The organism is Bacillus sp. LM 4-2, assembly GCF_000978495.1.
Lineage (GTDB): Bacteria > Bacillota > Bacilli > Bacillales > Bacillaceae > Bacillus > Bacillus subtilis.
Window position 1 is genome coordinate 463,357 of record NZ_CP011101.1, and the last position, 24,760, is coordinate 488,116.

General features: G+C 46.1%; 25 protein-coding genes, 1 pseudogene and 1 riboswitch. Of the genes and pseudogenes, 19 read left to right on the top strand and 7 right to left on the bottom strand.

Annotated elements, in window-relative coordinates:
* Positions 1 to 8 precede the first annotated feature (8 nt).
* Positions 9 to 605: a class I SAM-dependent methyltransferase gene (locus tag bslm_RS02315; RefSeq protein ID WP_038428368.1), complete on the bottom strand. Its 597-nt coding sequence runs from the start codon at positions 603 to 605 to the stop codon at positions 9 to 11.
* Positions 606 to 759: 154 nt separating this feature from the next.
* Between bslm_RS02315 and bslm_RS02320 the strand changes: the two genes are divergently transcribed.
* The 5 genes from bslm_RS02320 to amj all read left to right on the top strand — a co-directional run bounded on the left by bslm_RS02320 (position 760) and on the right by amj (position 4,593).
* Positions 760 to 1,620, top strand: a complete 861-nt coding sequence (locus tag bslm_RS02320; protein WP_038428370.1) for an SDR family oxidoreductase — start codon at positions 760 to 762, stop codon at positions 1,618 to 1,620.
* A gap of 15 nt (positions 1,621 to 1,635) precedes the next feature.
* Positions 1,636 to 2,139, top strand: coding sequence for a D-lyxose ketol-isomerase (gene lyxE / locus bslm_RS02325; RefSeq protein WP_003234400.1), 504 nt, complete (start codon positions 1,636 to 1,638; stop codon positions 2,137 to 2,139).
* A gap of 87 nt (positions 2,140 to 2,226) precedes the next feature.
* Complete coding sequence (locus tag bslm_RS02330; protein WP_046380787.1) at positions 2,227 to 2,778, top strand: GNAT family N-acetyltransferase; 552 nt, start codon at positions 2,227 to 2,229, stop codon at positions 2,776 to 2,778.
* Between the two features lie 77 nt (positions 2,779 to 2,855).
* Positions 2,856 to 3,278 carry a pyridoxamine 5'-phosphate oxidase family protein gene (locus bslm_RS02335; RefSeq protein WP_003234396.1) on the top strand — a complete coding sequence of 141 codons (423 nt, stop codon included), beginning with the start codon at positions 2,856 to 2,858 and terminating at the stop codon, positions 3,276 to 3,278.
* A gap of 505 nt (positions 3,279 to 3,783) precedes the next feature.
* A complete protein-coding gene (gene amj, locus bslm_RS02340) occupies positions 3,784 to 4,593 on the top strand; it encodes a lipid II flippase Amj (protein WP_032722918.1) in 810 nt (269 codons plus the stop codon).
* 44 nt (positions 4,594 to 4,637) lie between these two features.
* Here the strand turns inward: amj and bslm_RS02345 are convergent, their stop codons facing one another.
* Positions 4,638 to 4,928: a DUF3817 domain-containing protein gene (locus tag bslm_RS02345; RefSeq protein WP_015252794.1), complete on the bottom strand. Its 291-nt coding sequence runs from the start codon at positions 4,926 to 4,928 to the stop codon at positions 4,638 to 4,640.
* A gap of 184 nt (positions 4,929 to 5,112) precedes the next feature.
* On the opposite strand from bslm_RS02345, the gene lrpC reads away from it, so the two are divergent.
* The 10 genes from lrpC to bslm_RS02395 all read left to right on the top strand — a co-directional run bounded on the left by lrpC (position 5,113) and on the right by bslm_RS02395 (position 19,603).
* The gene (gene lrpC, locus bslm_RS02350) at positions 5,113 to 5,547 is read left to right on the top strand and encodes a transcriptional regulator LrpC (protein ID WP_003246585.1); all 435 of its coding nucleotides are present in this window, start codon (positions 5,113 to 5,115) and stop codon (positions 5,545 to 5,547) included.
* Between the two features lie 64 nt (positions 5,548 to 5,611).
* Positions 5,612 to 7,795, top strand: a complete 2,184-nt coding sequence (locus bslm_RS02355) for a DNA topoisomerase III (RefSeq protein ID WP_029317313.1) — start codon at positions 5,612 to 5,614, stop codon at positions 7,793 to 7,795.
* A gap of 201 nt (positions 7,796 to 7,996) precedes the next feature.
* Positions 7,997 to 9,085, top strand: a complete 1,089-nt coding sequence (locus bslm_RS02360) for a lipoprotein (RefSeq protein ID WP_003246551.1) — start codon at positions 7,997 to 7,999, stop codon at positions 9,083 to 9,085.
* On the top strand, positions 9,066 to 9,917 hold the full coding sequence (gene epsK, locus bslm_RS02365) for a cyclic-di-GMP receptor EpsK (RefSeq protein WP_003246541.1): 852 nt from the start codon (positions 9,066 to 9,068) through the stop codon (positions 9,915 to 9,917). Before bslm_RS02360 ends, epsK begins: the two co-directional genes overlap by 20 nt.
* A 10-nt stretch (positions 9,918 to 9,927) precedes the next feature.
* Positions 9,928 to 11,637, top strand: a complete 1,710-nt coding sequence (locus bslm_RS02370; RefSeq protein WP_010886408.1) for a DUF2334 domain-containing protein — start codon at positions 9,928 to 9,930, stop codon at positions 11,635 to 11,637.
* The gene (locus bslm_RS02375) at positions 11,630 to 12,892 is read left to right on the top strand and encodes a glycosyltransferase family 2 protein (protein ID WP_003246697.1); all 1,263 of its coding nucleotides are present in this window, start codon (positions 11,630 to 11,632) and stop codon (positions 12,890 to 12,892) included. Before bslm_RS02370 ends, bslm_RS02375 begins: the two co-directional genes overlap by 8 nt.
* A gap of 5 nt (positions 12,893 to 12,897) precedes the next feature.
* Positions 12,898 to 15,009 carry a cellulose biosynthesis cyclic di-GMP-binding regulatory protein BcsB gene (locus bslm_RS02380; protein ID WP_046380788.1) on the top strand — a complete coding sequence of 704 codons (2,112 nt, stop codon included), beginning with the start codon at positions 12,898 to 12,900 and terminating at the stop codon, positions 15,007 to 15,009.
* Between the two features lie 135 nt (positions 15,010 to 15,144).
* Positions 15,145 to 15,288, top strand: a riboswitch (cyclic di-AMP (ydaO/yuaA leader).
* Positions 15,289 to 15,480: 192 nt separating this feature from the next.
* Complete coding sequence (kimA, locus tag bslm_RS02385) at positions 15,481 to 17,304, top strand: potassium transporter KimA (RefSeq protein WP_046380789.1); 1,824 nt, start codon at positions 15,481 to 15,483, stop codon at positions 17,302 to 17,304.
* 58 nt (positions 17,305 to 17,362) lie between these two features.
* A complete protein-coding gene (gene mutT, locus bslm_RS02390) occupies positions 17,363 to 17,812 on the top strand; it encodes an NUDIX hydrolase (protein ID WP_046380790.1) in 450 nt (149 codons plus the stop codon).
* Between the two features lie 66 nt (positions 17,813 to 17,878).
* A complete protein-coding gene (locus tag bslm_RS02395; protein ID WP_046380791.1) occupies positions 17,879 to 19,603 on the top strand; it encodes a pyruvate oxidase in 1,725 nt (574 codons plus the stop codon).
* Here the strand turns inward: bslm_RS02395 and bslm_RS21225 are convergent.
* The 5 genes and pseudogenes from bslm_RS21225 to bslm_RS02415 all read right to left on the bottom strand — a co-directional run bounded on the left by bslm_RS21225 (position 19,595) and on the right by bslm_RS02415 (position 22,489).
* A pseudogene (locus tag bslm_RS21225) lies at positions 19,595 to 19,797 on the bottom strand (hypothetical protein). The gene bslm_RS02395 and the pseudogene bslm_RS21225 overlap by 9 nt on opposite strands.
* A 28-nt stretch (positions 19,798 to 19,825) precedes the next feature.
* Positions 19,826 to 20,092, bottom strand: coding sequence for a hypothetical protein (locus bslm_RS02400; RefSeq protein ID WP_021481716.1), 267 nt, complete (start codon positions 20,090 to 20,092; stop codon positions 19,826 to 19,828).
* A gap of 102 nt (positions 20,093 to 20,194) precedes the next feature.
* A complete protein-coding gene (locus bslm_RS02405) occupies positions 20,195 to 21,472 on the bottom strand; it encodes an Nramp family divalent metal transporter (protein WP_032680356.1) in 1,278 nt (425 codons plus the stop codon).
* Between the two features lie 229 nt (positions 21,473 to 21,701).
* Positions 21,702 to 21,959 carry a GlsB/YeaQ/YmgE family stress response membrane protein gene (locus tag bslm_RS02410; protein WP_003246519.1) on the bottom strand — a complete coding sequence of 86 codons (258 nt, stop codon included), beginning with the start codon at positions 21,957 to 21,959 and terminating at the stop codon, positions 21,702 to 21,704.
* Positions 21,960 to 22,036: 77 nt separating this feature from the next.
* A complete protein-coding gene (locus bslm_RS02415; protein WP_046380792.1) occupies positions 22,037 to 22,489 on the bottom strand; it encodes a DUF2188 domain-containing protein in 453 nt (150 codons plus the stop codon).
* Positions 22,490 to 22,606: 117 nt separating this feature from the next.
* Between bslm_RS02415 and bslm_RS02420 the strand changes: the two genes are divergently transcribed.
* The 4 genes from bslm_RS02420 (at position 22,607) to bslm_RS02435 (ending at position 24,752) form a co-directional block, all read left to right on the top strand.
* Positions 22,607 to 23,425, top strand: a complete 819-nt coding sequence (locus bslm_RS02420) for an EcsC family protein (RefSeq protein ID WP_014478880.1) — start codon at positions 22,607 to 22,609, stop codon at positions 23,423 to 23,425.
* 128 nt (positions 23,426 to 23,553) lie between these two features.
* Positions 23,554 to 23,925 (top strand): glucose starvation-inducible protein GsiB, encoded by a 372-nt coding sequence (gsiB, locus tag bslm_RS02425; RefSeq protein ID WP_003234357.1) that lies wholly within the window; start codon positions 23,554 to 23,556, stop codon positions 23,923 to 23,925.
* Positions 23,926 to 24,057: 132 nt separating this feature from the next.
* Positions 24,058 to 24,399, top strand: coding sequence for a cupin domain-containing protein (locus bslm_RS02430; RefSeq protein WP_003246564.1), 342 nt, complete (start codon positions 24,058 to 24,060; stop codon positions 24,397 to 24,399).
* Positions 24,393 to 24,752, top strand: a complete 360-nt coding sequence (locus bslm_RS02435; RefSeq protein WP_032722920.1) for a YdbC family protein — start codon at positions 24,393 to 24,395, stop codon at positions 24,750 to 24,752. Before bslm_RS02430 ends, bslm_RS02435 begins: the two co-directional genes overlap by 7 nt.
* Positions 24,753 to 24,760 lie beyond the last annotated feature (8 nt).

Below are 24,760 nucleotides of genomic sequence, written 5' to 3' on the forward strand. Positions count from 1 at the left end.
CGTCCACTTTATGTGGCGGGCTTCTTTGCAGTTGCACAGACGGAAAGCTCAGGCTTAATGTTCTTAAATTGTATATCAGTGTCTTCGAAGCCGGCTGCTTTAAAGTCAGCAATCATCTGTCTTCCAAATGATTTGGTTTTCTCAGGACTGGCATCCGCTTCCCGCGGCTGCATCGTAATGGCTGCTTTGCCGCCTGGCTTTAATGCCCGATAAATCTGTTTCATGCCTTTTGTTTGGTTATTCCAAATGGTGTAGTTGTTAACGGAAATCACTTTATCATAAAACGAGGCGGGGAGAGGAAATGTCTCGATGCTTCCTTGTATCAGGCGCACACCCTTGGATTTCACTCTGCGGGCGGCCAGCTTCAGCATGGCCTCTGACACATCAATCCCATGAAGCTGAACATCCTTCTCGCGTTTCAGCACCTGCTCTATGCAGTATCCCGGGCCAAACCCGACTTCTAAAATGCTGTCCCCGCGCGTGATACCCAGCTGATTGATTGTCCACTGATTCAGTGTTTGATTTTCAGCAGCCATGATGTACCCGGCAATCATGCCGATGACGCCCTTTGGCCTGCTGAATCTTCTAGAAAGCATGTTAATCATTCAGCAACCAACCCCCTTTTTGAGTTATTTCCTCCAAGCGTTCCATGTGAAACATTTTTCTGATAAAGCAATGCGAAGGTGCCAAGCCATGTTTATCCAAAGAGTGTGTGAGGTACACAACAAATAGACATGAAAACAAAGGAGGAGAATCATCATGGCAAATTATCCAAAAGAACTGCCGGCACAAACTCAAAGTCGCCAGCCGGGAATTGAAAGCGAAATGAATCCGAGTCCGGTGTATGAGTACGAGGATTATAAAGGAGCAGACAAATTAAAAGGAAAAGTAGCTCTTATTACAGGCGGCGACAGCGGGATCGGACGCGCGGTTTCCGTCGCTTATGCAAAGGAAGACGCAGACATCGCCATTGTGTATAAGGATGAGCATGAAGACGCTGAGGAGACGAAGAAACGTGTTGAACAAGAAGGCGTAAAATGCCTGCTGATTACTGGTGACGTAGGTGAAGAGGAATTCTGCAATGAAGCGGTTGAAAAAACGGTCAAGGAACTAGGCGGCCTTGACATCCTTGTCAACAATGCAGGTGAACAGCATCCGAAGGAAAGCATCAAAGAGATTACGAGCGAACAGCTTCACCGCACATTCAAAACAAACTTTTATTCTCAATTTTATTTGACTAAAAAAGCAATTGATTACCTGAAACCGGGCAGCGCCATCATCAATACGACATCCATCAACCCGTACGTAGGGAACCCGACACTGATTGATTATACAGCGACAAAAGGGGCGATCAACGCCTTTACAAGAACAATGGCGCAGGCGCTTGTTAAAGACGGCATCCGTGTAAATGCAGTCGCGCCGGGTCCAATCTGGACGCCACTAATCCCAGCTACGTTCCCTGAAGAAACAGTTGCTCAATTTGGGCAAGATACGCCGATGGGCCGTCCTGGACAGCCTGTTGAGCACGTCGGCTGTTATGTGCTTCTGGCATCAGATGAGTCCTCTTACATGACAGGACAGACCCTGCATGTCAACGGCGGAAACTTTGTGACGACATAAGAGGGAGTGAGACATATGGGCATCACGAAAGAAGAAGTGAACAGCTACTATCAAAAAGCAGGGATTGTATTAACGGACGAGGAAGTAGACCAAATCCAGCTGATGGATTACGGCTTAGGAAAAGAAAGAAAAGTCGGGCTCCAGCTCTTCGTCTACGTCAATACAGACCGTTATTGTTCAAAGGAATTGGTGCTGTTTCCGGGACAGACTTGCCCGGAACACCGCCATCCGCCGGTCGACGGCCAGGAAGGCAAGCAGGAGACCTTCCGCTGCCGCTACGGAAAAGTGTATCTTTACGTAGAAGGAGAAAAAACGCCGCTTCCAAAAGTTCTCCCTCCTCAGGAAGACAGAGAACACTATACGGTCTGGCACGAAATTGAGCTAGAACCGGGCGGGCAATATACAATCCCCCCGAATACAAAGCATTGGTTCCAGGCCGGGGAAGAAGGTGCCGTCGTGACGGAAATGTCATCGACGAGCACGGATAAACATGATATCTTTACCGATCCAAGAATATAAGGATGAGGCTTAGCAGCCCATCCTTTTTTGTATTGAAAAAAACAGAATCATCGATATAATGGGTAAAAAAGGAAAGAGGGCGAAGCGATGTTCACTTGCAAGGTAAATGAGCACATCACCATCCGATTATTGGAGCCGAATGATGCGGAGCGGCTGGCCGACCTCATTATCCAAAATCAGCAGCGGCTCAGCCAGTGGCTGTTTTGGGCGGAAAATCCAAGCAGCGCTGACACGTACAGAGAAACCATCATTCCAGAATGGCGGCATCAGTATGCAGACCTGAACGGCATTGAGGCGGGGCTCCTTTATGACGGCAGCCTATGCGGCATGATCAGCCTGCATAACCTTGATCAAGTGAATCGAAAGGCTGAAATCGGATATTGGATTGCTAAAGACTTTGAAGGGAAAGGCATTATTACAGCTGCCTGCCGAAAACTCATTACGTATGCTTTTGAAGAGCTTGAGCTGAATCGTGTGGCGATCTGTGCGGCTGTCGGAAACGAAAAAAGCAGAGCGGTTCCGGAGCGGATCGGGTTTCTAGAGGAAGGAAGGGCACGGGATGGCTTATACGTAAACGGCAGGCATCACGACCTCGTCTACTACAGTCTGTTAAAGCGTGAATGGGAAGGCGAAAAATAAAGAGCACACTTTCTTGTTTAAATCTTCCCCGGATGTGGAAAAGTAACAGCGGAGACGTTAAAAAGGAGTGATTCGAGATGAATCAGCAAGACATTAAACAAAAAGTGCTTGATGTTCTAGATCACCATAAAGTAGGTTCGCTCGCAACGGTTCAAAAGGGCAAACCGCATTCCCGCTACATGACTTTTTTCCATGACGGGCTGACGATTTACACACCGACAAGCAAGGAAACTCATAAAGCAGAAGAAATTGAGAACAACCCCAATGTCCACATTTTATTAGGCTATGATTGTGAAGGCTTTGGCGACGCATATGTCGAAGTTGCCGGAAAAGCCAAAATCAACAATTCGGCAGAACTCAAGGACAAAATATGGAGTTCCAAATTAGAGCGCTGGTTTGACGGCAAGGATGATCCGAATCTGGTGATTCTTGAAATTGAACCGGAGGATATCAGATTGATGAATGCCGGGGAGAAAACGCCGGTCTCACTCGAACTATAAAAAATTTGTGTTTTCAAGGGCGATATGTTATTATGAATAGCTAGTAAGAAAAATAAGCAAATAAAAAAGAAAGTAAACTTCTTTTTTCTGTTTTGAGAGAGAAGCTTACCGCTTCCCAAGCAGCATAACCAGCTGCCCTTATTCTTTTCCTTCATAACAAATCGCCCCTAACGATGAGATGGAAAAAAGACTTTTTTGTTTTACAATTCACACCGGCGCGGCTTCGGAGCCGCAGTGACGATTGAGAGGTAGGGCTTTCGTTGTCTTGTGTTCAAGAAATTTCCATGGTGTTTACTTTCCAGAATGATTCTTCGGAACAATGCTTTATGAATCTAACCCGCCTGACTTGGCGGATGATATAATCTTTATTTGCGTATAGAAAAGAATAAGACAAACCGCCCGGCGTACGCCGGACGGTTTTTTTATTGCAAAAAACACATCGTACTGAAACCTCCTTGTCTTCTTTCCAGTCTTATCTCTAGGATGAAATTGGAGGAAGAATAACGTGCATGTCATTACAACACAAGTACTTTTTATTTTTTGTTTTTTATTGCTGATTCACTCGATAGAAACCTTAGCCTATGCTACAAGGCTTTCCGGGGCCCGCGTTGGATTTATTGCGTCCGCGCTTTCTCTGTTTAATGTCATGGTCATCGTATCCAGAATGTCGAACATGGTGCAGCAGCCCTTTACTGGGCATTTAATTGATGCTGCTGGAAAAAACGCACTGGCGATTGTAGGGGAGCAGTTCCGCTTTTTAATTTTCGGATCGACAGTCGGCACCATTTTGGGCATTATCCTGCTCCCGTCTTTTGTCGCTCTTTTTTCAAGGGCGATTATTCACTTGGCGGGCGGCGGCGGCTCCGTTTTTCAAGTATTCCGAAAGGGATTCTCGAAACAAGGATTCAAAAATGCCCTTTCCTATTTGCGTCTGCCGTCCATTTCATATGTAAAAGGATTTCATATGCGCTTGATTCCGAAGCGTTTGTTTGTCATCAACATGCTGATCACATCGATTTATACGATTGGCGTGCTTTCGGCTTTATACGCAGGCCTTCTGGCGCCGGAGCGCAGCACGACAGCCGTCATGGCTTCGGGTTTGATCAACGGAATTGCGACGATGCTGCTGGCCATTTTTGTTGATCCTAAAGTATCCGTTCTAGCTGATGATGTGGCAAAAGGAAAACGAAGCTATCTCTATTTAAAATGGACCTCTATCACAATGGTCACATCAAGGGTGGCGGGCACACTCCTCGCCCAGCTCATGTTTATTCCGGGGGCCTACTATATCGCGTGGCTGACAAAGTGGTTTTAATAAGAAAGGCTGGATCATAAAGATCCAGCCTTTTTTGCGTTCCCTTATTTATATTTCCTTAATCCGCGGTCGTACAAAAAATTTCCGAATGGGACGAAAGCAGCGACGAAGCCGGCAGCTGACCATTTCAGCGGCCATTTGACAGAGAAGGTTGCATAAGCCAAGACAAGCAAATACAAAATGAACAACCCGCCGTGAACCGAACCGACAATTGTCACCGCAAGCGGAAGGCCTGCCCAATATTTAAGCGGCATAGCGATGAACAACAGGATTAAGAGTGACATTCCTTCAATAAAACCCATCGTGCGAAGTCTTCCGATCGGCGTGTGCAGCATAAATCGCCCTCCTTGTGGACACGTTTTCATTTTATACTATAAACAATCCGGAGGGGCATATGACAGCTTTCAAAAAATGTTCGGAAAACATTCATTTTTACATGCCTTTTCTAGGGAACTGTACTTGTCATTTACAAAAATACCCGAGATAATGTGTACAAAATCAAAAAAGAAGGATGTTGAAATGAAACTTGACCAGATTGATCTGAATATCATTGAGGAGCTTAAGAAGGACAGCCGTTTGTCGATGAGGGAATTAGGCAGAAAAATTAAGCTGTCGCCTCCATCTGTGACAGAACGGGTAAGACAGCTTGAATCGTTTGGCATCATCAAGCAATACACGCTGGAGGTCGACCAGAAAAAACTTGGGCTTCCCGTTTCCTGTATTGTGGAAGCAACCGTTAAAAACGCGGATTACGAGCGGTTCAAAAGCTATATTCAAACATTGCCGAATATTGAATTTTGCTACCGGATTGCAGGTGCAGCCTGCTATATGCTGAAAATCAATGCCGAAAGCCTCGAAGCGGTAGAAGATTTCATTAACAAAACATCGCCCTACGCGCAAACCGTCACTCACGTCATTTTCTCAGAAATTGACACGAAAAACGGGCGCGGTTAGAGAGTGCCGCGTGAAGTCTGTTATAATAACAGGATGAGCGCGAAAGAAAGAGAAGTGATCAAGCATGTCAAAAACAGTTGTATTAGCTGAAAAACCTTCAGTCGGCCGGGATTTAGCCCGGGTGCTGAAGTGCCATAAAAAAGGAAACGGTTATCTCGAAGGCGATCAATATATTGTGACCTGGGCTTTAGGCCATTTGGTGACGCTTGCTGATCCGGAAGGCTACGGAAAAGAATTTCAATCATGGCGCCTAGAGGATCTGCCGATTATTCCAGAACCCTTGAAGCTTGTGGTGATAAAAAAAACCGGAAAGCAGTTCAATGCAGTCAAATCCCAGCTTACCCGTAAAGACGTCAATCAGATTGTCATCGCGACTGACGCAGGCCGGGAAGGTGAGCTTGTTGCGCGCTGGATCATTGAGAAAGCGAATGTCCGAAAACCAATCAAGCGGCTGTGGATTTCATCTGTGACGGATAAAGCGATCAAGGAAGGTTTTCAAAAGCTGCGCAGCGGCAAAGAATATGAAAACCTGTACCATTCTGCCGTCGCCAGAGCGGAAGCGGATTGGATTGTGGGGATCAACGCCACCCGTGCACTTACCACAAAATTCAATGCCCAGCTCTCATGCGGGCGTGTGCAGACTCCGACGCTTGCCATGATTGCAAAGCGCGAGGCAGACATTCAGGCGTTTACGCCCGTTCCGTATTACGGCATCCGTGCTGCAGTCGACGGCATGACGCTGACGTGGCAGGATAAGAAATCAAAGCAGACGAGAACGTTCAATCAAGATGTAACAAGCCGTCTGCTAAAAAATCTCCAAGGAAAGCAAGCGGTCGTAGCTGAGCTGAAAAAAACAGCGAAAAAAAGCTTTGCGCCTGCGCTTTATGATTTAACGGAGCTGCAGCGTGACGCCCACAAGCGCTTCGGTTTTTCTGCCAAAGAAACGCTTTCTGTCCTGCAGAAGCTATATGAGCAGCATAAGCTCGTCACATATCCGCGGACGGACTCTAGATTTTTATCCAGTGACATCGTCCCGACGTTAAAAGACCGTCTGGAAGGCATGGAAGTAAAACCGTATGCCCAATATGTCAGCCAAATTAAAAAACGCGGCATTAAATCTCATAAAGGATATGTCAATGACGCGAAGGTGTCAGACCACCACGCGATTATCCCGACCGAAGAGCCGCTCGTTCTCAGCAGTCTGAGTGATAAAGAACGAAAGCTGTATGACCTGATTGCGAAACGTTTCCTGGCTGTATTAATGCCTGCATTCGAATATGAGGAAACAAAGGTCATCGCAGAAATCGGCGGAGAAACCTTTACGGCGAAAGGCAAAACCGTGCAGTCGCAAGGGTGGAAAGCCGTTTATGATATGGCGGATGAGGATGATGAGCAGGAGGATGACAGAGATCAGACACTTCCTGCGCTTCAAAAAGGCGACACACTTGCCGTCCGCACGTTAACGGAAACAAGCGGCCAAACGAAGCCGCCTGCCCGCTTTAATGAAGGAACCTTGCTGTCAGCGATGGAAAACCCAAGCGCGTTTATGCAGGGAGAAGAAAAAGGCCTCGTCAAAACGCTTGGAGAAACAGGCGGCCTCGGCACGGTGGCAACGCGTGCCGACATTATTGAAAAACTGTTCAACAGCTTTTTAATCGAGAAAAAAGGCCAAGATATTTTTATCACATCTAAAGGAAAACAGCTCCTGCAGCTTGTTCCGGAGGATCTGAAATCACCGGCCTTAACAGCAGAATGGGAGCAAAAGCTGTCTGCGATCGCGGCCGGCAAATTGAAATCGGCTGTTTTTATTAAAGATATGAAGGCTTACGCTCACCAAACGGTAAAAGAAATCAAAAACAGCAGCCAAACCTTCCGACATGACAACATTACGGGAACGGCATGTCCGGAATGCGGCAAAATGATGCTGAAAGTAAACGGCAAACGCGGGACGATGCTCGTGTGCCAAGATCGTGAATGCGGAAGCAGAAAAACGATTGCCCGAAAAACAAACGCACGCTGCCCAAATTGCCATAAAAGAATGGAGCTTCGCGGCCAAGGCGAGGGCCAAACCTTTGCGTGTGTGTGCGGTCACCGTGAAAAGCTCTCTGTATTTGAAAAACGAAAAAACAAAGACAAAGCGCGTGCTACCAAACGGGACGTATCCTCTTATATGAAAAAACAAAATAAAGATGAGCCGATTAACAACGCGCTGGCAGAACAGCTGAAAAAACTCGGTTTGGATAAATAATAAAAAAACCTGTGCCTATCGCACAGGTTTTTTATTGGACTTAGGTCCTGTTTTCTTAATGTTCAAAAAGGGGAAAAAAAGCTAGCAATCTGCATTTTTTTCTTTTATAGTAAATGTACTTTGTAACATGGCAGTCATATTTTCGTCTATAACTATTTGTGAGCGTCTGATTTGCTTCAGGCGACAAAGGGGGATTTGCCTGTGAGGCATGTACTAATTGCTGTCATCTTATTCTTCTTATCTATCGGACTTTCCGCAGGGTGTGCTGAAGCTGGAAACAAGACCCAAAATCAGTCGGCGACAGAAGTGAATGCCAGCCCGCTCCAGCCGGCGGAATATTTCATCTATCACAATTTAATGAATGACAAAGGGCTGATCAAAACCGATTTTTCAGACCAGCCTTCTTACTTGTCGGAATCTCTCGGACTGTGGATGGAGTTTCTGCTCAGCAAAAATGACGCACCACATTTCCAGGATCAATATCAGCATCTGACTGATTCATTTCTGATGAGCAATCACTTGGTGACGTGGAAGATTCAAAATGGCCAAGCGAGCGGGACGAATGCGCTGATAGATGATATGAGAATTATGCTGTCTCTTGACCAAGCCGCCGCAAAATGGGGCCGCAGCGACTACGCGCAAACGGCTAGGGATATCGGCACGTCTTTGAAGACATACAATATGAACAACGGGTTTTTTACAGACTTTTACGACTCACAGGCCGCTTCAAAGGATGTGACGCTTTCATACGTCATGCCTGATGCCTTAGCTGTCTTAAAGAAGAATGGAATCATAGACGAAGAAACAGAACAGCGGAATGCCAATGTTCTCTATTCAGCTCCTTTAAAAAATGGCTTTCTGCCGAAGACATACAGCTCGGAGACGAAGGAATACACATATGATAGTGAAATCAACCTGATTGATCAGCTTTACGCTGCTTGGCATTTGCCGGAAGGGGATGAAAAAGCATCTGTTTTAGCGGACTGGATCAAGCAGGAATTTCAGAAAAACGGAAAGCTGTACGGGCGGTATTCGGCATATACGAAGGAGCCTGCCGTCCAATATGAGTCTCCATCCGTATATGCCTTAGCCGTATTGTTTTTGACAAAACAGCATGAAAACAGTTCTGTCATCAAAGCCATATATGATAGAATGAATGACTTTGAAATTCATGATCCGGTGAAATCGTATTATGGAGGCTATATGAGCGGCACTCAGACGCATTCATTTGACAATCTGCTGCCGCTGTTAGCCGAAAGGAAGCTTTTTAATGAAAATATCATTCAGTGAATCACAAAAATTATTTGCTTATTTTTCAGGGCTCATCGCGGCCCTGTCTTTGTTTATTTATTATGTGTCAGCCCAGCAATCAGAAGGTGCTCTGATCCTTTGCATCACATTTGGCGTCATCGCCGCAGGCATCTGGTTCGGCCCGATTTACGCGCTGGCAGTGACCTTAATCGTACTCTTTGTTCTCGGCACCTTAATGATGTTTTTCCAGACTGGACAGACATCGCTCTTTCCGGCTGAGGAAGGGCTGCGAATGCTTGTCGTGTGGGGAATCGCGCTTTTGCTGTTTTCTTTTATTTCTGGAAGAATCCACGATATTACAGCAGAGCTTCGGCGCTCAATGACACGGCTTCAATCCGAAATTAAAAGCTATGTTGCTGTTGACAGAGTGACTGGTTTTGATAACAAGCAAAGGATGAAGCTGGAACTTTCAGAAGAAATCAAGCGGGCGGAGCGCTACGGCAATTCTTTTGTGTTTTTGCTGCTCCATATGCATTATTTCAAAGAGTTTAAGTCTTTGTACGGTGAAAAAGAAACGGACCGCCTCTTCCAATATGTCGGTCAGCAAATCAGGACAAGCGTTCGGGAAACGGATAAGAAATTCCGTCCCTCTGACGAGCGTATCGGGATCGTGCTGACGCACACGCCTGCTGAACATATGCCGGCCGTTCTGACTAAGCTGAAGAAACAATTGGATACATATCAGCTGGAAAATGGAAAGTATGTGTCGCTTACGTTCCACGTTTGCTATTTGCCCTACCGCAACGATATCCAAACAGCTGATCAATTTTTAGAAGAACTGGAAAACGAGATGATGATGAATGAACTATAAAGGAATCACATTGCTATGCGTCATGATGCTTCTATTTTCAGCTATTGCGTCTTTTCCCGTTTCTGCGCAAGCGAAAGATCAGGATGCCGGCATTCTCATCATCTACTCAACCTTGGACGGCAAAGAGTCGTCACAAGTCAAAATGCTCGATTTGCTTGCGGGCCACTTTACATCCCATGTGACAGTCAAAAAAGATTCAGACGTTGAAGCGTCGGATTTCAAAGGGAAAGACCATGTGATTTATTACGGCCAAACGAAAAGAAAGCTCAGCCAAAAATTGCTGTCTCTTATCAGCGGCGTAAAAAAACCGGTTGTCGCCATTGGCTATAACGCAGGCCAAATCAGCCAATTTTCTGGGCTTTCATTAGCCCGCAAAGAAAATGTGTTTCAGGTTCACAGCAGGTCAGAAAAGGCCGATGTGTCTCTGGAAAGCGGGCTTAACGTGCTGAGTGTATCAGGCCTGAAAGGAACGGCGCTTTACACCTTCAAAGCGGATGAAGGCACAACGCATTCTTTTATATGGAAAACAAAAAAAGGGAATGTGTACATTGGATTAACAAATTTGTTAAATGACAATTTGATCGTGGCGAAACAGCTCAGAGAAGCTTTCGGAGAGAAGGCGGGGACGACGTTATTGTATTTGCGTCTCGAGGATATCAGCCCGATGTCTGATGAAAAACTGCTGCTTCAAGCCGGTACATACCTGCATAAGCGGCATATTCCTTTTATCCTGGCGGTCATTCCGGTTTACTTGAATCCGGAAACAGGCGACAAAGTGTATTTGTCTAATCAACCGAAGATGGTCAAGGTGCTGAAGAAGCTGCAAAGCATGGGCGGCAGTATCATAGTTCACGGCTATACTCACGCTTATCGCTACAGTGAAACAGGAGAGGGATTTGAATTTTGGGATGCAAAGGCGGATCAGCCGATTACATCCGGAAATGCCGAAGACCCCCCGTCCATTTTGGAGAAAGAACAGGACTTCCCGAACGAACAAGCCTATCACAGCTATCTTGAACCATTTCGGGAAAAGGAAGAAACGTATACAAAACAAAAACTGACGCGTGCCATTGAGGATTTGACATCATCGGGTCTTTACCCGCTGGCGTTTGAAGCGCCGCATTACACGATGTCCGAATATGGCTATCAAATCGCCTCGCAGTATTTTACAAGCATTTTCGGCCAGGTCCAGCTCAGCAGCACAACATGGAAAACATCCGGTGCACCTCCGTTTGTGACTGCTCCTTCGATGCTGCACGGAATGACGCTTTATCCGGAAACGATCGGCTTTGTCGACACATCGAAGCAAAACCCGCTCGGTGAGATGGAGGAGCATATCTCCCAGATGATTGATTTTGAAGGCGGAGTAGCCGGAGGATTTTATCACCCGTACCTTGGGATGAAATATCTGCCTGAGCTGGTTGATCAGATGGAACGCATTCCAGACAGTGAATGGCTTGATTTAAAGAAAACGAAACAAACCGTCAAAACAGACAAAGTGGAAATTCATACAAGCGGTGACGGAACGATTCAGGTGAAAAACGGCGTAAGCCCCATTTACGAGTTTTTCGATCATCACCGGCAAACCCCTCTGGAAAAGGCGTTATGGATTCTCTCCGCTGTTGTGCTCTTATTTGTCATCATGTTTGTCAGTTATACGTTTTACTTGAGAGCCACATTGAAAAAACGAATTTTTAAGGAGAGAAGAAGCCTTGGGTAATACGCTGTTCTTTATCTCGCTAAGTTTAATATGGGTTATGCTTCTCTACCACATGTTCCTCATGCAGGGCGGGTTTCGCCACTATATGACCTTCGAACGGAATATCCCGAAGTGGAGAGAAAATATGAAGGAACTGCCGAAGGTCAGCGTCCTCATCCCGGCGCATAACGAAGAGGTTGTGATTCGGCAGACGCTGAAGGCCATGGTCAACCTTTATTATCCGAAGGACCGGCTGGAGATTATCGTCGTTAATGATAATTCATCAGACCGGACGGGTGATATCGTCAATGAATTTTCCGAGAAATACGATTTCATCAAAATGGTGATTACGAAGCCGCCAAATGCAGGAAAAGGAAAATCCTCTGCACTTAACTCGGGTTTTGCCGAATCGAACGGCGATGTGATCTGTGTGTATGACGCCGACAACACGCCTGAGAAAATGGCCGTGTATTACCTCGTGCTCGGCCTGATGAATGACGAAAAGGCAGGCGCCGTGGTAGGGAAATTCCGCGTCATCAATGCGGCAAAGACGCTGCTGACGAGGTTTATTAATATCGAAACGATCTGTTTTCAGTGGATGGCCCAGGGAGGCAGATGGAAGTGGTTCAAAATCGCCACGATCCCAGGCACCAACTTCGCGATCCGCAGAAGCATTATCGAAAAGCTCGGAGGCTGGGATGACAAAGCGCTCGCTGAGGATACTGAGCTGACCATCCGGGTATATAATCTCGGCTATCACATCCGCTTTTTCCCTGCCGCCATCACGTGGGAGCAGGAACCGGAAACATGGAAGGTATGGTGGCGCCAGCGCACCCGATGGGCGCGCGGCAATCAATATGTCGTGCTCAAATTTTTGGCGCAGTTTTTTAAGCTGAAACGAAAACGGATTATCTTTGATTTGTTTTATTTTTTCTTTACGTACTTCCTGTTTTTCTTTGGCGTGATCATGTCAAATGCGATTTTTGTAGTGAATTTGTTTTATGATTTGCATTTGTCTGTTGGATTTTTGGCAATGATTCTCTGGATTTTGGCGTTTTTCTTATTTATGACAGAGGTCATGATTACGTTGAGCATTGAAAAAACAGAAATGAACAAGCAAAACTTTTTTATCGTATTTCTCATGTACTTCACATACTCGCAGGCATGGATTGTGCTTGTTATCTACTCTTTATTCGTAGAAATCAAGCACCGTTTATTCAAGCAAGAGGTCAAATGGTACAAGACAGAACGATACAATCAACATAAAAGCGGGTGACCTTTTTGAAACAAATAATGATTTTTCTCACAAGCTTCATGCTGCTGGCGATGACTGGACAAACGGCTCTTGCCAAAGACGTACAGGTCAGTGGTTCGCTCCTCGGGAAAAGCAGCCAAGAACAAGCCAAACAGCAGGTGCTGACAAGCGAGTTGATTACACTGTATGGATCAAAAGACAGCGCAGAGCTGACGTATCAGATCCCGGCAGGCGCCTCTTCGGGCAATCAGCAATTGGTAATCGAATACGAGGCATCAAATCTTTTAATTTCTCCATCATCGTTAACGGCTGTCATTGATGATGAACCGGTCAAGACGTTAAAGCTTGATGGTGATTCCAAACGGAAAACAGTGAAGCTGAATCTGAATAAAAGCCAGTCTGCGCAAGGCTATCACAACGTATCGCTGAAATTCTACGGCGTAATGAAAGAGGGCGTGTGCGTCAGACAGGATACATCAGGCAACTGGATCAAAATTTATCCGGACAGCCGGCTGACACTTGCTGACAGCAGTGAAGCGAAGGGAACGTCGCTGGACCATTATCCGTATCCTTTCGCCCAATCTGGAAATACAGCTGAAGAAACAGCTATCGTCATTCCGGATAACCCAAGTTCAGCAGAAATAGAAGCTGCTGTTAAAACAGAAGGCTATTTGAAAACGGTGGACAGCAGTGTCAGTATTGCGTATGTCACGGAATCTGAACTGAAAAAAATCGATAAGCCGACGATTGTTATCGGCGTGGACAAGCATTGGAACGGCAAAGTGAAAAAACTGTTGAAACAAGCTGGGCTACAGGCAAAAGGAGAAAACCTTCTGCTTGCGGAGCGGGTGCTGAAAGCAGAGGGCAAGCAGCAGTCGGTTTTGTTTGCGCAAGCTGCGTCCGAGGACGCGCTCACTAAAAAAATCAGCGTGATAACAGATCAGACATATACAGGCCAGCTCAGCGGCGATACACTTTCAATCAGCAAGCTTCAGCAGACTGAAAAAAAAGAAAGCGATAAGCTGACCCTTGAGAATTTTGGAGCGGGCGATATCACAATTGGAGCTGACAAAACATCTTCAGCACATTATTTTTATCCGGCTTCGGCTGTTTTAGATGAAAACCAATCGGCGAAGCTGTCGCTTAAACTGAAAAAGTCTGAAACGATTCAAGCCTCAGCGGCTGAAAACGAGTCTGCCTCTCAGGCCGCAGAACTGAAAGTGATGATCAACGGCCAGCCGCACTCGGTCCGACTTGATGAATTAGGAAAAGAAGATAAAAACGGATTCTATCATGTCACAGTGAAAGTGGACCCTAAACTGCTGCAAAAAAACCGCTACATTGATATTCAGTTCGTCACGACCGGTTTAAAGGAAAACAACCCTTGCAACACCACTGATGAAGAAAAGTGGGTTTTTATCGATAAAAACAGTACATTATCATACGCCATCAAAGGCATGTCTCCGTCAGCGGATTTTCAAGAGTGGCCGCTTCCTTACGCCGGAAACCAGGATCAAACAACATTAATCGTGCTTCCTGACACCGTAAGCCAATCGAAGCTTGAGGAGCTTTCTCTCGTAACGGAATCCTTTGGCAGCGAAGCACAGCATTCATATACGGTAAAGAAATCATCTGACGTTACAGCAAAGGATGCGAAAGGACGAAACCTCATTTTCATAGGGGGGATCAATCAATTTTCTCTTCTGAAGGAGAAATCATCAGATCTGCTTGTGCCGCAGGAAAAGAACGGCTCGTTTGATGTATCTGGTTTCGAGATGCTGAATGAGACAACAAAACAAGTGGTATTTACCCAAGCATCGGTTTGGGATTCACGCTATACAATGGCAGTCTTTGCACCGTCAAAAGGAGATGGCACGGCTGTCACAAAAGAGATCATCAGTTATCTGAACAGCAACGATGAGTCGGCAACCGTCCTTAATGAAACAAACAGCCAGCAGGTGTTTACAAACCACCAGCAGCTCAAATCGGAAACAAACAGTTCCGATGCAGAACAACCAACACAGGATCATAGCCAGAAATGGATGTATATTGGTGTGCTGGCACTCATTATGGTGGTTGCGGCAGTGTTCATTTGGATTGCAGTAAGACGCAGAAAAAGAAAGACAGATACAGAATAAAACAGAGGCGATTTTAGCCTCTGTTTTTTTATTTTTGGTAAGTAAATTCCATTTGTGGAACCTGTCATTTTATTTTTTTCTCTCAGCCAATAAGCCTCTTTACAACGTGCGGGAACGGGAGTATGATCTCTTTTAGAAAACAAATCGCTTAATCTGAAATCAGAGCGGGGGACCCAATAGAACGGCTTTTTGCCGTTGGGGTGAATCCTTTTTAGGTAGGGCTAACTCTCATATGCCCGAATCCGTCAGCTAACCTCGTAAGCGTTCGTGAGAGGAGATGAATGAAACCTGTGTTCGATGTTATGGCACAGGGGCATCCGTTTGCCTCTGTGTTTTTTGTTGTTCATTTTTGAATGCAAATCGCATACAGAGACATCATAGCAGAAAGGACTATCATCAACATGTGAGAGCAAGACACTGATGTTTTATTGTTTTAATTGAAAAATGAGAAATTAAAAGGGGAAGACATCGATGTATCATTCAATCAAACGTTTTTTGATTGGGAAACCACTAAAATCCCAAGCAGCTGGAGAGCAAAAACTGACGAAATTAAAAGCCTTGGCTATGCTTTCCTCAGATGCGCTGTCATCTGTCGCATATGGGACAGAACAAATTCTAATCATTTTGGCAACAATCAGTGCTGCCGCATTTTGGTACTCCATTCCGATTGCGGTTGGCGTTCTCATCTTGCTGCTCGCACTGATTCTTTCATACAGGCAAATTATTTACGCTTATCCGCAGGGCGGCGGGGCGTATGTCGTTTCTAAAGAAAATCTCGGTGAAAAACCGGGATTGATTGCGGGCGGTTCATTGCTTGTTGATTATATTTTAACAGTAGCGGTAAGTATTTCCGCAGGCACGGACGCCATCACGTCAGCCTTTCCTGCATTGCATGATTATCATGTGCCGATCGCTATTTTTCTCGTGTTAGTGATTATGATTTTGAACCTGCGCGGGCTTTCGGAATCGGCATCCATTCTTGCCTACCCGGTTTATCTGTTTGTGGTGGCGCTTTTGGTTCTCATTGCAGTCGGGTTGTTTAAACTTATGACAGGACAAATAGACCAGCCAGCCCATCATACACCGCTCGGCACACCTGTAGCCGGCATTACGCTGTTTTTGCTGCTTAAGGCTTTTTCCTCCGGGTGCTCAGCGTTGACCGGGGTAGAGGCCATTTCTAATGCGATTCCTGCATTCAAAAACCCGCCTGCGCGAAACGCGGCGAGAACGCTTGCGATGATGGGGATTTTGCTGGCGATTCTGTTTTCCGGCATCACGGTTCTCGCGTACGGGTATGGTACGGCGCCGAAACCTGATGAAACAGTGGTTTCACAAATTGCGTCCGAAACCTTCGGGCGGAATGTGTTCTACTATGTCATCCAAGGTGTCACATCGCTTATTTTGGTTCTTGCGGCAAATACGGGATTTTCAGCCTTCCCGCAGCTTGCCTTCAACCTGGCGAGAGACCAGTATATGCCGCGAATGTTTACAGTCAGGGGCGACCGCTTAGGCTTCTCAAATGGGATTATCTTTTTAGGCTTTGCCTCCATTGTGCTCATTATCTTATTCGGAGGACAGACGGAGCACTTAATCCCGTTATATGCTGTGGGCGTATTTATTCCATTTACGCTTTCACAAACCGGCATGTGCGTTAAATGGATCAAGCAAAAACCAAAAGGCTGGATCGGAAAAATGCTGATCAACTCCTGCGGCGCTCTGATATCGTTTATGGTTCTATCCATTCTGTTTGTGACAAAGTTTAATGTCGTATGGCCTGTGTTAATCTTTATGCCTATCGTCGTTTTGCTGTTTTATGCGATTAAAAATCACTATACAGCAGTTGGCGAACAGCTTCGCATCGTAGACAAAGAGCCGGAAGAAATCAAAGGCACCGTTGTGATTGTGCCTGTGGCCGGTGTCACCACCGTCGTGCAAAAATCGATTCACTATGCGAAATCACTGTCCGACCAGGTGATCGCCGTTCACGTGTCATTTGACAGAGAACAGGAAAAGAAATTCGAAAAACGCTGGGAAGAGCTTAATAACGGCGTGCGTCTCGTTACGCTTCACTCCTCGTACAGAAGCCTTGTCCATCCGTTTGATAAGTTTTTGGAAACAGTTGAGGCAAAAGCGAAGAAGGAGCAGTTTTCCGTTATGGTGCTGTTTCCGCAATTTATAACGAAAAAACGCTGGCATACCATCCTTCACAACCAATCGGCCTTCCTCCTCAGAGTCCGGCTGTTCTGGAAAAAGGACATAATGGTTGCCACACTGCCGTATCATTTTAAAAAGTAAAGCACTAGGACCAAGGGAATCACCTTGGTCCTTTTTTGCGGGAAAAGGAGGTATGGCGGTGTATACACAAGGTGCTTTTGTGATCGCACTGAACGAAAGTCAGCAAATTCTGCTGGTGAAACGAAAAGATGTCCCTCTATGGGATTTGCCGGGCGGCAGGGTTGATCCCGGGGAATCGGCTGAGGAAGCGGCAGTGCGGGAGGTATTAGAAGAAACGGGATACAATGCAGCGCTTTCTGCGAAAATAGGTGTTTACCAAAGGCCAAAGTTTCAAGATGAACAGCATGTGTTTTTCGGAAGCATAACAGGCGGACAAGCAATGGCTGACGGCACAGAGACAGCGGGATTAAAGTGGGTTTCTCCGGGGCGTTTGCCGCTTTTTATGGTGCCGAACCGAAAAAGGCAGATCAATGATTTCAAGAACGGCGCTCAAGATGTAAATGTCACCGTCAAGGATAGAGGGTTGCTCGCGGCGATCGACCTGTTGAAAAGAAGACTGGGCAAGTGATTCAGGTCTCCGGGTTTTAAAGCCTTTCTCCTGTGGTATTGAAAAAAGGAAAAAGGAGGATACGTTATGGCACACAAAACTGCAGGACAAGCAATGACAGAGCTGCTTGAGCAATGGGGAGTTGATCATGTATATGGCATCCCCGGAGACAGTATAAATGAGTTTATTGAAGAATTAAGACACGAGAGAAATCAACTGAAGTTCATTCAAACTCGCCACGAAGAGGTAGCGGCACTGGCAGCCGCGGCTGAAGCAAAACTCACCGGCAAGATCGGAGTCTGTCTGTCAATCGCAGGGCCGGGAGCGGTGCACTTATTAAATGGTTTATATGATGCAAAAGCCGACGGCGCCCCTGTGCTGGCGATTGCAGGACAGGTTTCTTCTGGCGAAGTCGGACGGGACTATTTCCAGGAGATTAAGCTGGAGCAAATGTTTGAGGACGTGGCTGTGTTCAACAGAGAGGTACATAGCGCAGAATCACTTCCGGATCTCTTAAATCAGGCGATCAGGACCGCCTACAGCAAAAAAGGCGTTGCGGTATTGAGCGTGTCAGATGATTTGTTTGCGGAGAAAATCAAACGCGAGCCCGTGTATACTTCACCAGTGTACATTGAAGGGAACCTTGAACCGAAAAAAGAACAGCTCGTCACCTGCGCCCAATATATTAATAACGCTAAGAAGCCGATTATCTTGGCAGGGCAGGGAATGAAAAAGGCGAAACGGGAGCTCTTAGAATTTGCGGACAAAGCCGCCGCTCCGATCGTTGTTACACTCCCGGCAAAGGGTGTTGTTCCCGATAAGCACCCGCATTTTCTCGGCAACCTCGGGCAGATCGGAACAAAGCCGGCTTACGAGGCAATGGAGGAATGTGATTTATTAATCATGCTCGGAACGTCATTCCCGTACCGTGATTATTTGCCAGATGACACGCCGGCGATACAGCTCGATTCAGACCCGGCAAAAATCGGAAAACGGTATCCGGTGACAGCGGGCCTTGTCTGCGATTCGGCTCTCGGTCTGCGCGAATTGACAGCGTATATTGAACGCAAGGAAGACAGAAGATTCCTAAATGCCTGCACAGAACATATGCAGCATTGGTGGAACGAAATTGAAAAAGATGAGACAGAGGCAACAACACCGCTTAAACCTCAGCAGGTCGTGGCACGTCTTCAGGAAGCGGCAGCCGATGATGCGGTGCTCTCTGTCGATGTCGGCACTGTGACAGTCTGGATGGCGCGTCATTTCAAAATGAACGCGAACCAGGATTTCATCGTTTCCAGCTGGCTTGCGACAATGGGTTGCGGCCTGCCGGGAGCGATCGCAGCAAGCTTGTCCGAACCGGAACGCCAGGCGATCGCCGTCTGCGGTGACGGGGGATTTTCCATGGTCATGCAGGACCTCCCGACCGCCGTCAAATATAAGCTCCCGATCACAGTCGTTATTTTAAACAACGAAAATCTCGGCATGATTGAGTACGAGCAGCAGGTCAAAGGCAATATCGACTATGTCACAAAACTTCAAAATGTCGACTATGCCGCATTTGCAGAAAGCTGCGGAGCAAAGGGCATCAAAGTGACCAAAGCGGAAGAGCTTGCGCCGGCTTTCCATGAGGCGCTGCACTCTGACCAACCGGTCGTAGTGGATGTCATGATTGGAAACGAACCGCCGCTGCCTGGCAAAATCACCTACGGGCAGGCGAAAGGCTTTAGCAAATACATGCTGAAAAACTTCTTCGAAAACCAAAAATTTGAAATGCCGTCACTGAAGAAAAGTTTGAAACGGTTATTTTAAAAAAACAGGGGCCCCAAAAGGCCTCTGTTTTTTGTTGGAAACAAACGTATTTTCAGCTATAACATGTTTGAATTCATAAAATGATCGGTGTATGTATTAGGAACTGATTTCGCCATACTCGAAACAGACAAAAGGACAAATGCATCTTGTTTCAAAGGAAGATGCATTTGTCCTTGCATGCTTATTCTTATCAAATCTTACAGAATTCTTCTCATTATAAGCTTATTTCTCTTTTTTCTTCAGCCCGAAGAAGAAAGGAAAAGCAGAACCGACCAAGAAGGTGCCGAATAAAAACATGCCGCCGATAAACACGTGGAAATTTGTGTGTCCGGCCGTAAACGCCGTGATTAGGGAAATGATACTGAGCACGATCATGGCAATGCCGGGCGCGACTCTCATTTTTCCCTTGGATCTATGGGCAGCAACAGAACATAAAATGCCGATAACAATAGGAACAATCCACAAATAAAACAGAATAAATACTGACATCATCAAAACTCCGATTTTTCTTCTATCATAACAAATTTCTGTCAAAAAGGGTATCAATGAGCTTTTGCGAAAAAATAAAAACCGGCTTTAGAAGCCGGTTTTTTATCGAAACGTATCTACAATTAAAAACACATTCAAAGCAACGATCAATACAGCAATCAGCCAAGACACCACTGTGACCCATTTGGCGTTGATCAGAGATCCCATGATCCGTTTATTGCTTGTAAACATAATAAGCGGAATGAGGGCAAAGGCGATCCCGAATGACAGCACGACTTGGCTCAGTACGAGAGCGGTCGTCGGATTAACACCTGACGCGATGATCAAGATCGGCGGAATGATCGTGATAAAACGCCGTACATACAGCGGAATGCGGTAGTTGATAAATCCTTGCATAATCACGTCGCCTGAAAGTGTGCCGACAGACGAACTGGATAGACCGGCAACGAGCAGCCCGATCCCGAATAAAGCCGCAGACATAGGGCTGACAAGATGTCCGAATTGCTGAAATGCGACGTCAAGATCCTCAACAAACAGGCCGTTTTTGAAGAATAATGCAGCAGCCACAATCAGCATACTTGCATTAATAGCCCCTGCAATCAGCATCGCTATTAAAATATCAATAAATTCAAACCTAAAGATTTTTTTCCGTTCTGCATCAGTTTTGCCAACCACCCGCCGCTGTGTAAGGGCAGAGTGTAAATAAATGGCGTGCGGCATAACAGTTGCGCCAAGAATACCCGCTGCAAGAAGCACACTGTCGGTGCCATGAAACGCCGGGACAAAAAGGCCCTTCATCACAGACACGGCATCAGGTTTTGCGAAAAAGGTTTGCAGCGCAAAGGCGATCACGACCACAAACAGCATACCGGCAATACCGGCTTCAAGTGAGCGATAACCGCGGCGCTGAAGCTCCAATATCGCGAAAGAACCGATCGCAGCTATAATAGACGCTTCAAGCATCGGAATGCCGAACAGCAAATACAGTCCCAGAGCCGCTCCGATAAATTCCGCCAGATCAGTTGCGATAATGACCAGCTCGCCCTGAATCCATAATCCGATCGAGACAGGCTTCGGGAATTCTTCACGGGCAACCTCAGGCAGATTTTTGCCTGTCGCAATACCGAGTTTGGCGGATAGGGATTGAATTAAAAGGGCCATGATATTAGAAAATAAGATCACCCATAAGAGCATATATCCGTATTTAGAACCCGCCGAAATATTCGTTGCGAAGTTGCCGGGATCAATATAGGCAATGGCTGCTATAAATGCAGGGCCGAGAAAAGGGAGCAGCCCTCTGAATCCTCTGATTTTCCCGTCAAGCGCATCTTGGACGGCTTTGGAACGGGGAGATTGTGCTGTGATGTCCTTGTTCATCATGTCTCACCTGAATTCTGTTTGTTTTTGCCGTACAACAAAGAGTTTCCTTAAGGCAAATTATTTTATCTACATCATATGACCATCCCGGTTTCTTGTCAACCGAAAATGTTCAAAATACACTTCTGAATTTTTCCCTGTTATGTAACATGATATGTAGGGATTCGGGATAAGGTCCCATATAAAAAGACATCGTTTCATTTCGAAACGATGCCTTCTGTATCTAATGAGTCTAGGCTTCCTTCCGCAGCCCGCGGAATATAAGGCCCAGCAAGAATACGAAGATGGCTGCCCCGATGATGGCCGGGAAAATAGCAAAGCCGGCGAGGCTCGGTCCCCATGTGCCAAGAAGTCCGTGCCCAATCCAAGCGCCGATCAGCCCGGCAATCATAGAGCCGAAAATTCCTCCCGGCAGCCGGTTTCCTACAATGGCGCTCCCAATTAATCCGATAACAATAGCAACAACTAATGAAACCAAAAAGCTAAGCATCATGATCACCTCTCATAAATGATTTACCAATCAATAACCGCTCCTGATCATTTCGAAACACCTAAAAGCATATTCCTTTATGATCCTGTTTTAATCTTTCTCTGCACACTGCCGTCAGCTAAATGAACAATGACCTCAGTGCCTTTATGCGCCGCGATTTCCTTTGCCCGTTCAATCGCTTCTTTCTTTGTATCCTTGATTTCAGACACGCGTTTGGCGCCCTCGGCTTTGACTGCCCAGCCTTTTTTATGCTTAATAACATGTTCTGCTTTGTTCATGAGCTCGGAGCCGCTGCCGCTGCTTGGATCAGCATCGCGTTCTGTCTCATCATCATGCGTCAGGAAATCATCAATTTCATCTGTAGAGGCGTTTTCCGCCCATTCCTTCGCTTTGCTTGTCGCAATTGGAATCGCGCGCCCTTCCTCATAGCCTTCATCAATCATCGCATTCGCAATGTCTATCGCCTTTTTTCTCACCGGCTTCTCAAGATTTTTTAATGAAGCAGGATAATCCTTCATCGACCAAGGCATGTCTATCACTCCTTTTCCTTTTATAAAAATGGTACCCGCAGGTGAAAAATAAAAACGCATCCGAAAAAATGAAGGTATACTATATAGTAGAAAAAACGGAAGGGAAGTGCGGGTTGGGTGCCAACAGAACGAAAAGAAGACTTACATCAGCAATTAAAAGAGATAGAGAAATGGGAAAAAGATCAGCAAAAAGTCTGGTTTTGGGAAAAGCTCAGCCGTCTCCCGTTTCAGCTGCTGGACAAGCTGACACCGGAATTCATCCAGAAAAAGATCGGCAAGCTCTTGGATGAGGTCGGCAGCTTTGTTCAAACAGGCGGACAGTACCTGACATCTGAAAAACAGATTATCAGGATGTTTCAAAAGAAACTGCCGGAGGAGATCTTTGAATCGCTGGAGGACATCCGGAAAGCGCCTCTTCCTGTCATGGATGAAATTGCGGAAGGAATGGGCAAAAACAGAACCAACGCAGCAACCGTTCAAGGCGCGACAACCGGTGTGGGCGGCGTGTTTACGCTGGCGGCAGACATTCCGGCAGTGCTTGGCTTATCACTAAAAACATTACAGGATATCGCAGTCGCATACGGCTATGACCCAAAGGAGAAAAAAGAACGCGTCTTCATTGTGAAATGTCTGCAGCTGACGTCGGCTGATGTTGTCGGCAAAAGATCGATTTTGCAAGAATTAAAACACTACGATCAAGACCGTACATATAAGAATGTCGCTTCTCAAATCCAAGGCTGGCGAGAAGTTGTTTTAGGCTATCGAGACACGTTTGGCTGGAAAAAACTTTTCCAGATGGTGCCGGTTGCCGGAATGGTTTTTGGCGCCGCTGCCAATCGCTCAACATTAAACGACATTACCGAGACAGGCATGATGCTGTACAAAAAGAGGCGCATTCTTGAACGACTGAAAGAAACAGAACGAGAGATGGAATAGCAGAAAGCAGACGGACACCGCGATCCGCCTGCTTTTTTTAGTGGAAACACACCCAATGTGTTTTGTTTGTTTAAAAGAATTGATAGCGGGAATACAACAACCAACACCAATTAAAGGAGGAATTCAAAATGGCAGACGATAACAAAATGAGCAGAGAAGAAGCAGGTAGAAAAGGCGGAGAAACAACAAGCAAGAACCATGACAAAGAATTCTATCAAGAGATTGGGAAAAAAGGCGGAGAAGCCACAAGTAAAAACCATGACAAAGAATTCTATCAAGAAATCGGTGAAAAAGGCGGAGAAGCCACAAGCGAAAATCATGACAAAGAGTTCTATCAAGAAATCGGTGAAAAAGGCGGAGAAGCCACTAGCGAAAATCATGATAAAGAATTCTATCAAGAAATCGGCCGAAAAGGCGGAGAGGCAACAAGCAAAAATCATGATAAAGAATTCTACCAAGAAATTGGCTCAAAAGGCGGAAACGCCCGCAACAACGACTAATCAAAAGCATAAAGGCAGACAACCTGTAAATAAAAAAGCGATCCGGCACATCAGCTGGATCGCTTTTTTTTTGGAATCTTCTCAATTTATGCCACTATTGCGATACAATAAGTGAAAAAGGGGTTTTCGCTAATGTCCAAGATGCAAAACTTGCTCGCCATCGCAAATGAAGTCAAAGAAAAGCACGCCAATTTTTCAATCTCAGAGGTCAACGACCACTGCGTGCGCCTTGCGGTGTTTACGGGAGAATATGACTGGCACCATCACCCTGACTCAGACGAATTGTTTATTGTTCTTGAAGGGGAGCTGCTGATCGATTTTAAGGACAAAGAAACCGCGGTGCTCAAAGCAAATGACAGCCTGCTGATCCCGAAAGGCACGGTTCACCGCACACGCTCTTATGTCAGAACGGTTAATCTCTGTGTGGAGCATAAACAAGCCGAAACCGTCATCATAGAGGAGCAGCCATGCTAATCAAAAAGGTGATATGTGAAGTAGACGCTGCAAACGCTGAAGCATTTGCAAAAGCGCAGTCACAGTGGGAAGCATTATCGCATATAAGCGGCTTTATCAAACAGGCCGGCGGCTGGCGAAAAACGATAGACGAGCCGCTCACCGCAGAAATCATCAGTGTATGGGAAAACAGAGAAGCCTATGATCATTTTATGGAGAACGAACATGACAGCATATACGAGGAAAACGATCAGAAGGCTGTAATTCTTTCGATAGAGGTGACGGTGTACGAAGAGGATAAACCGTTCGTTCACGATCTGTTACATAACCCTGATATCCGGTACGAACCAGACTGGACGGTTCTGAAGGCATAATCAAAGCC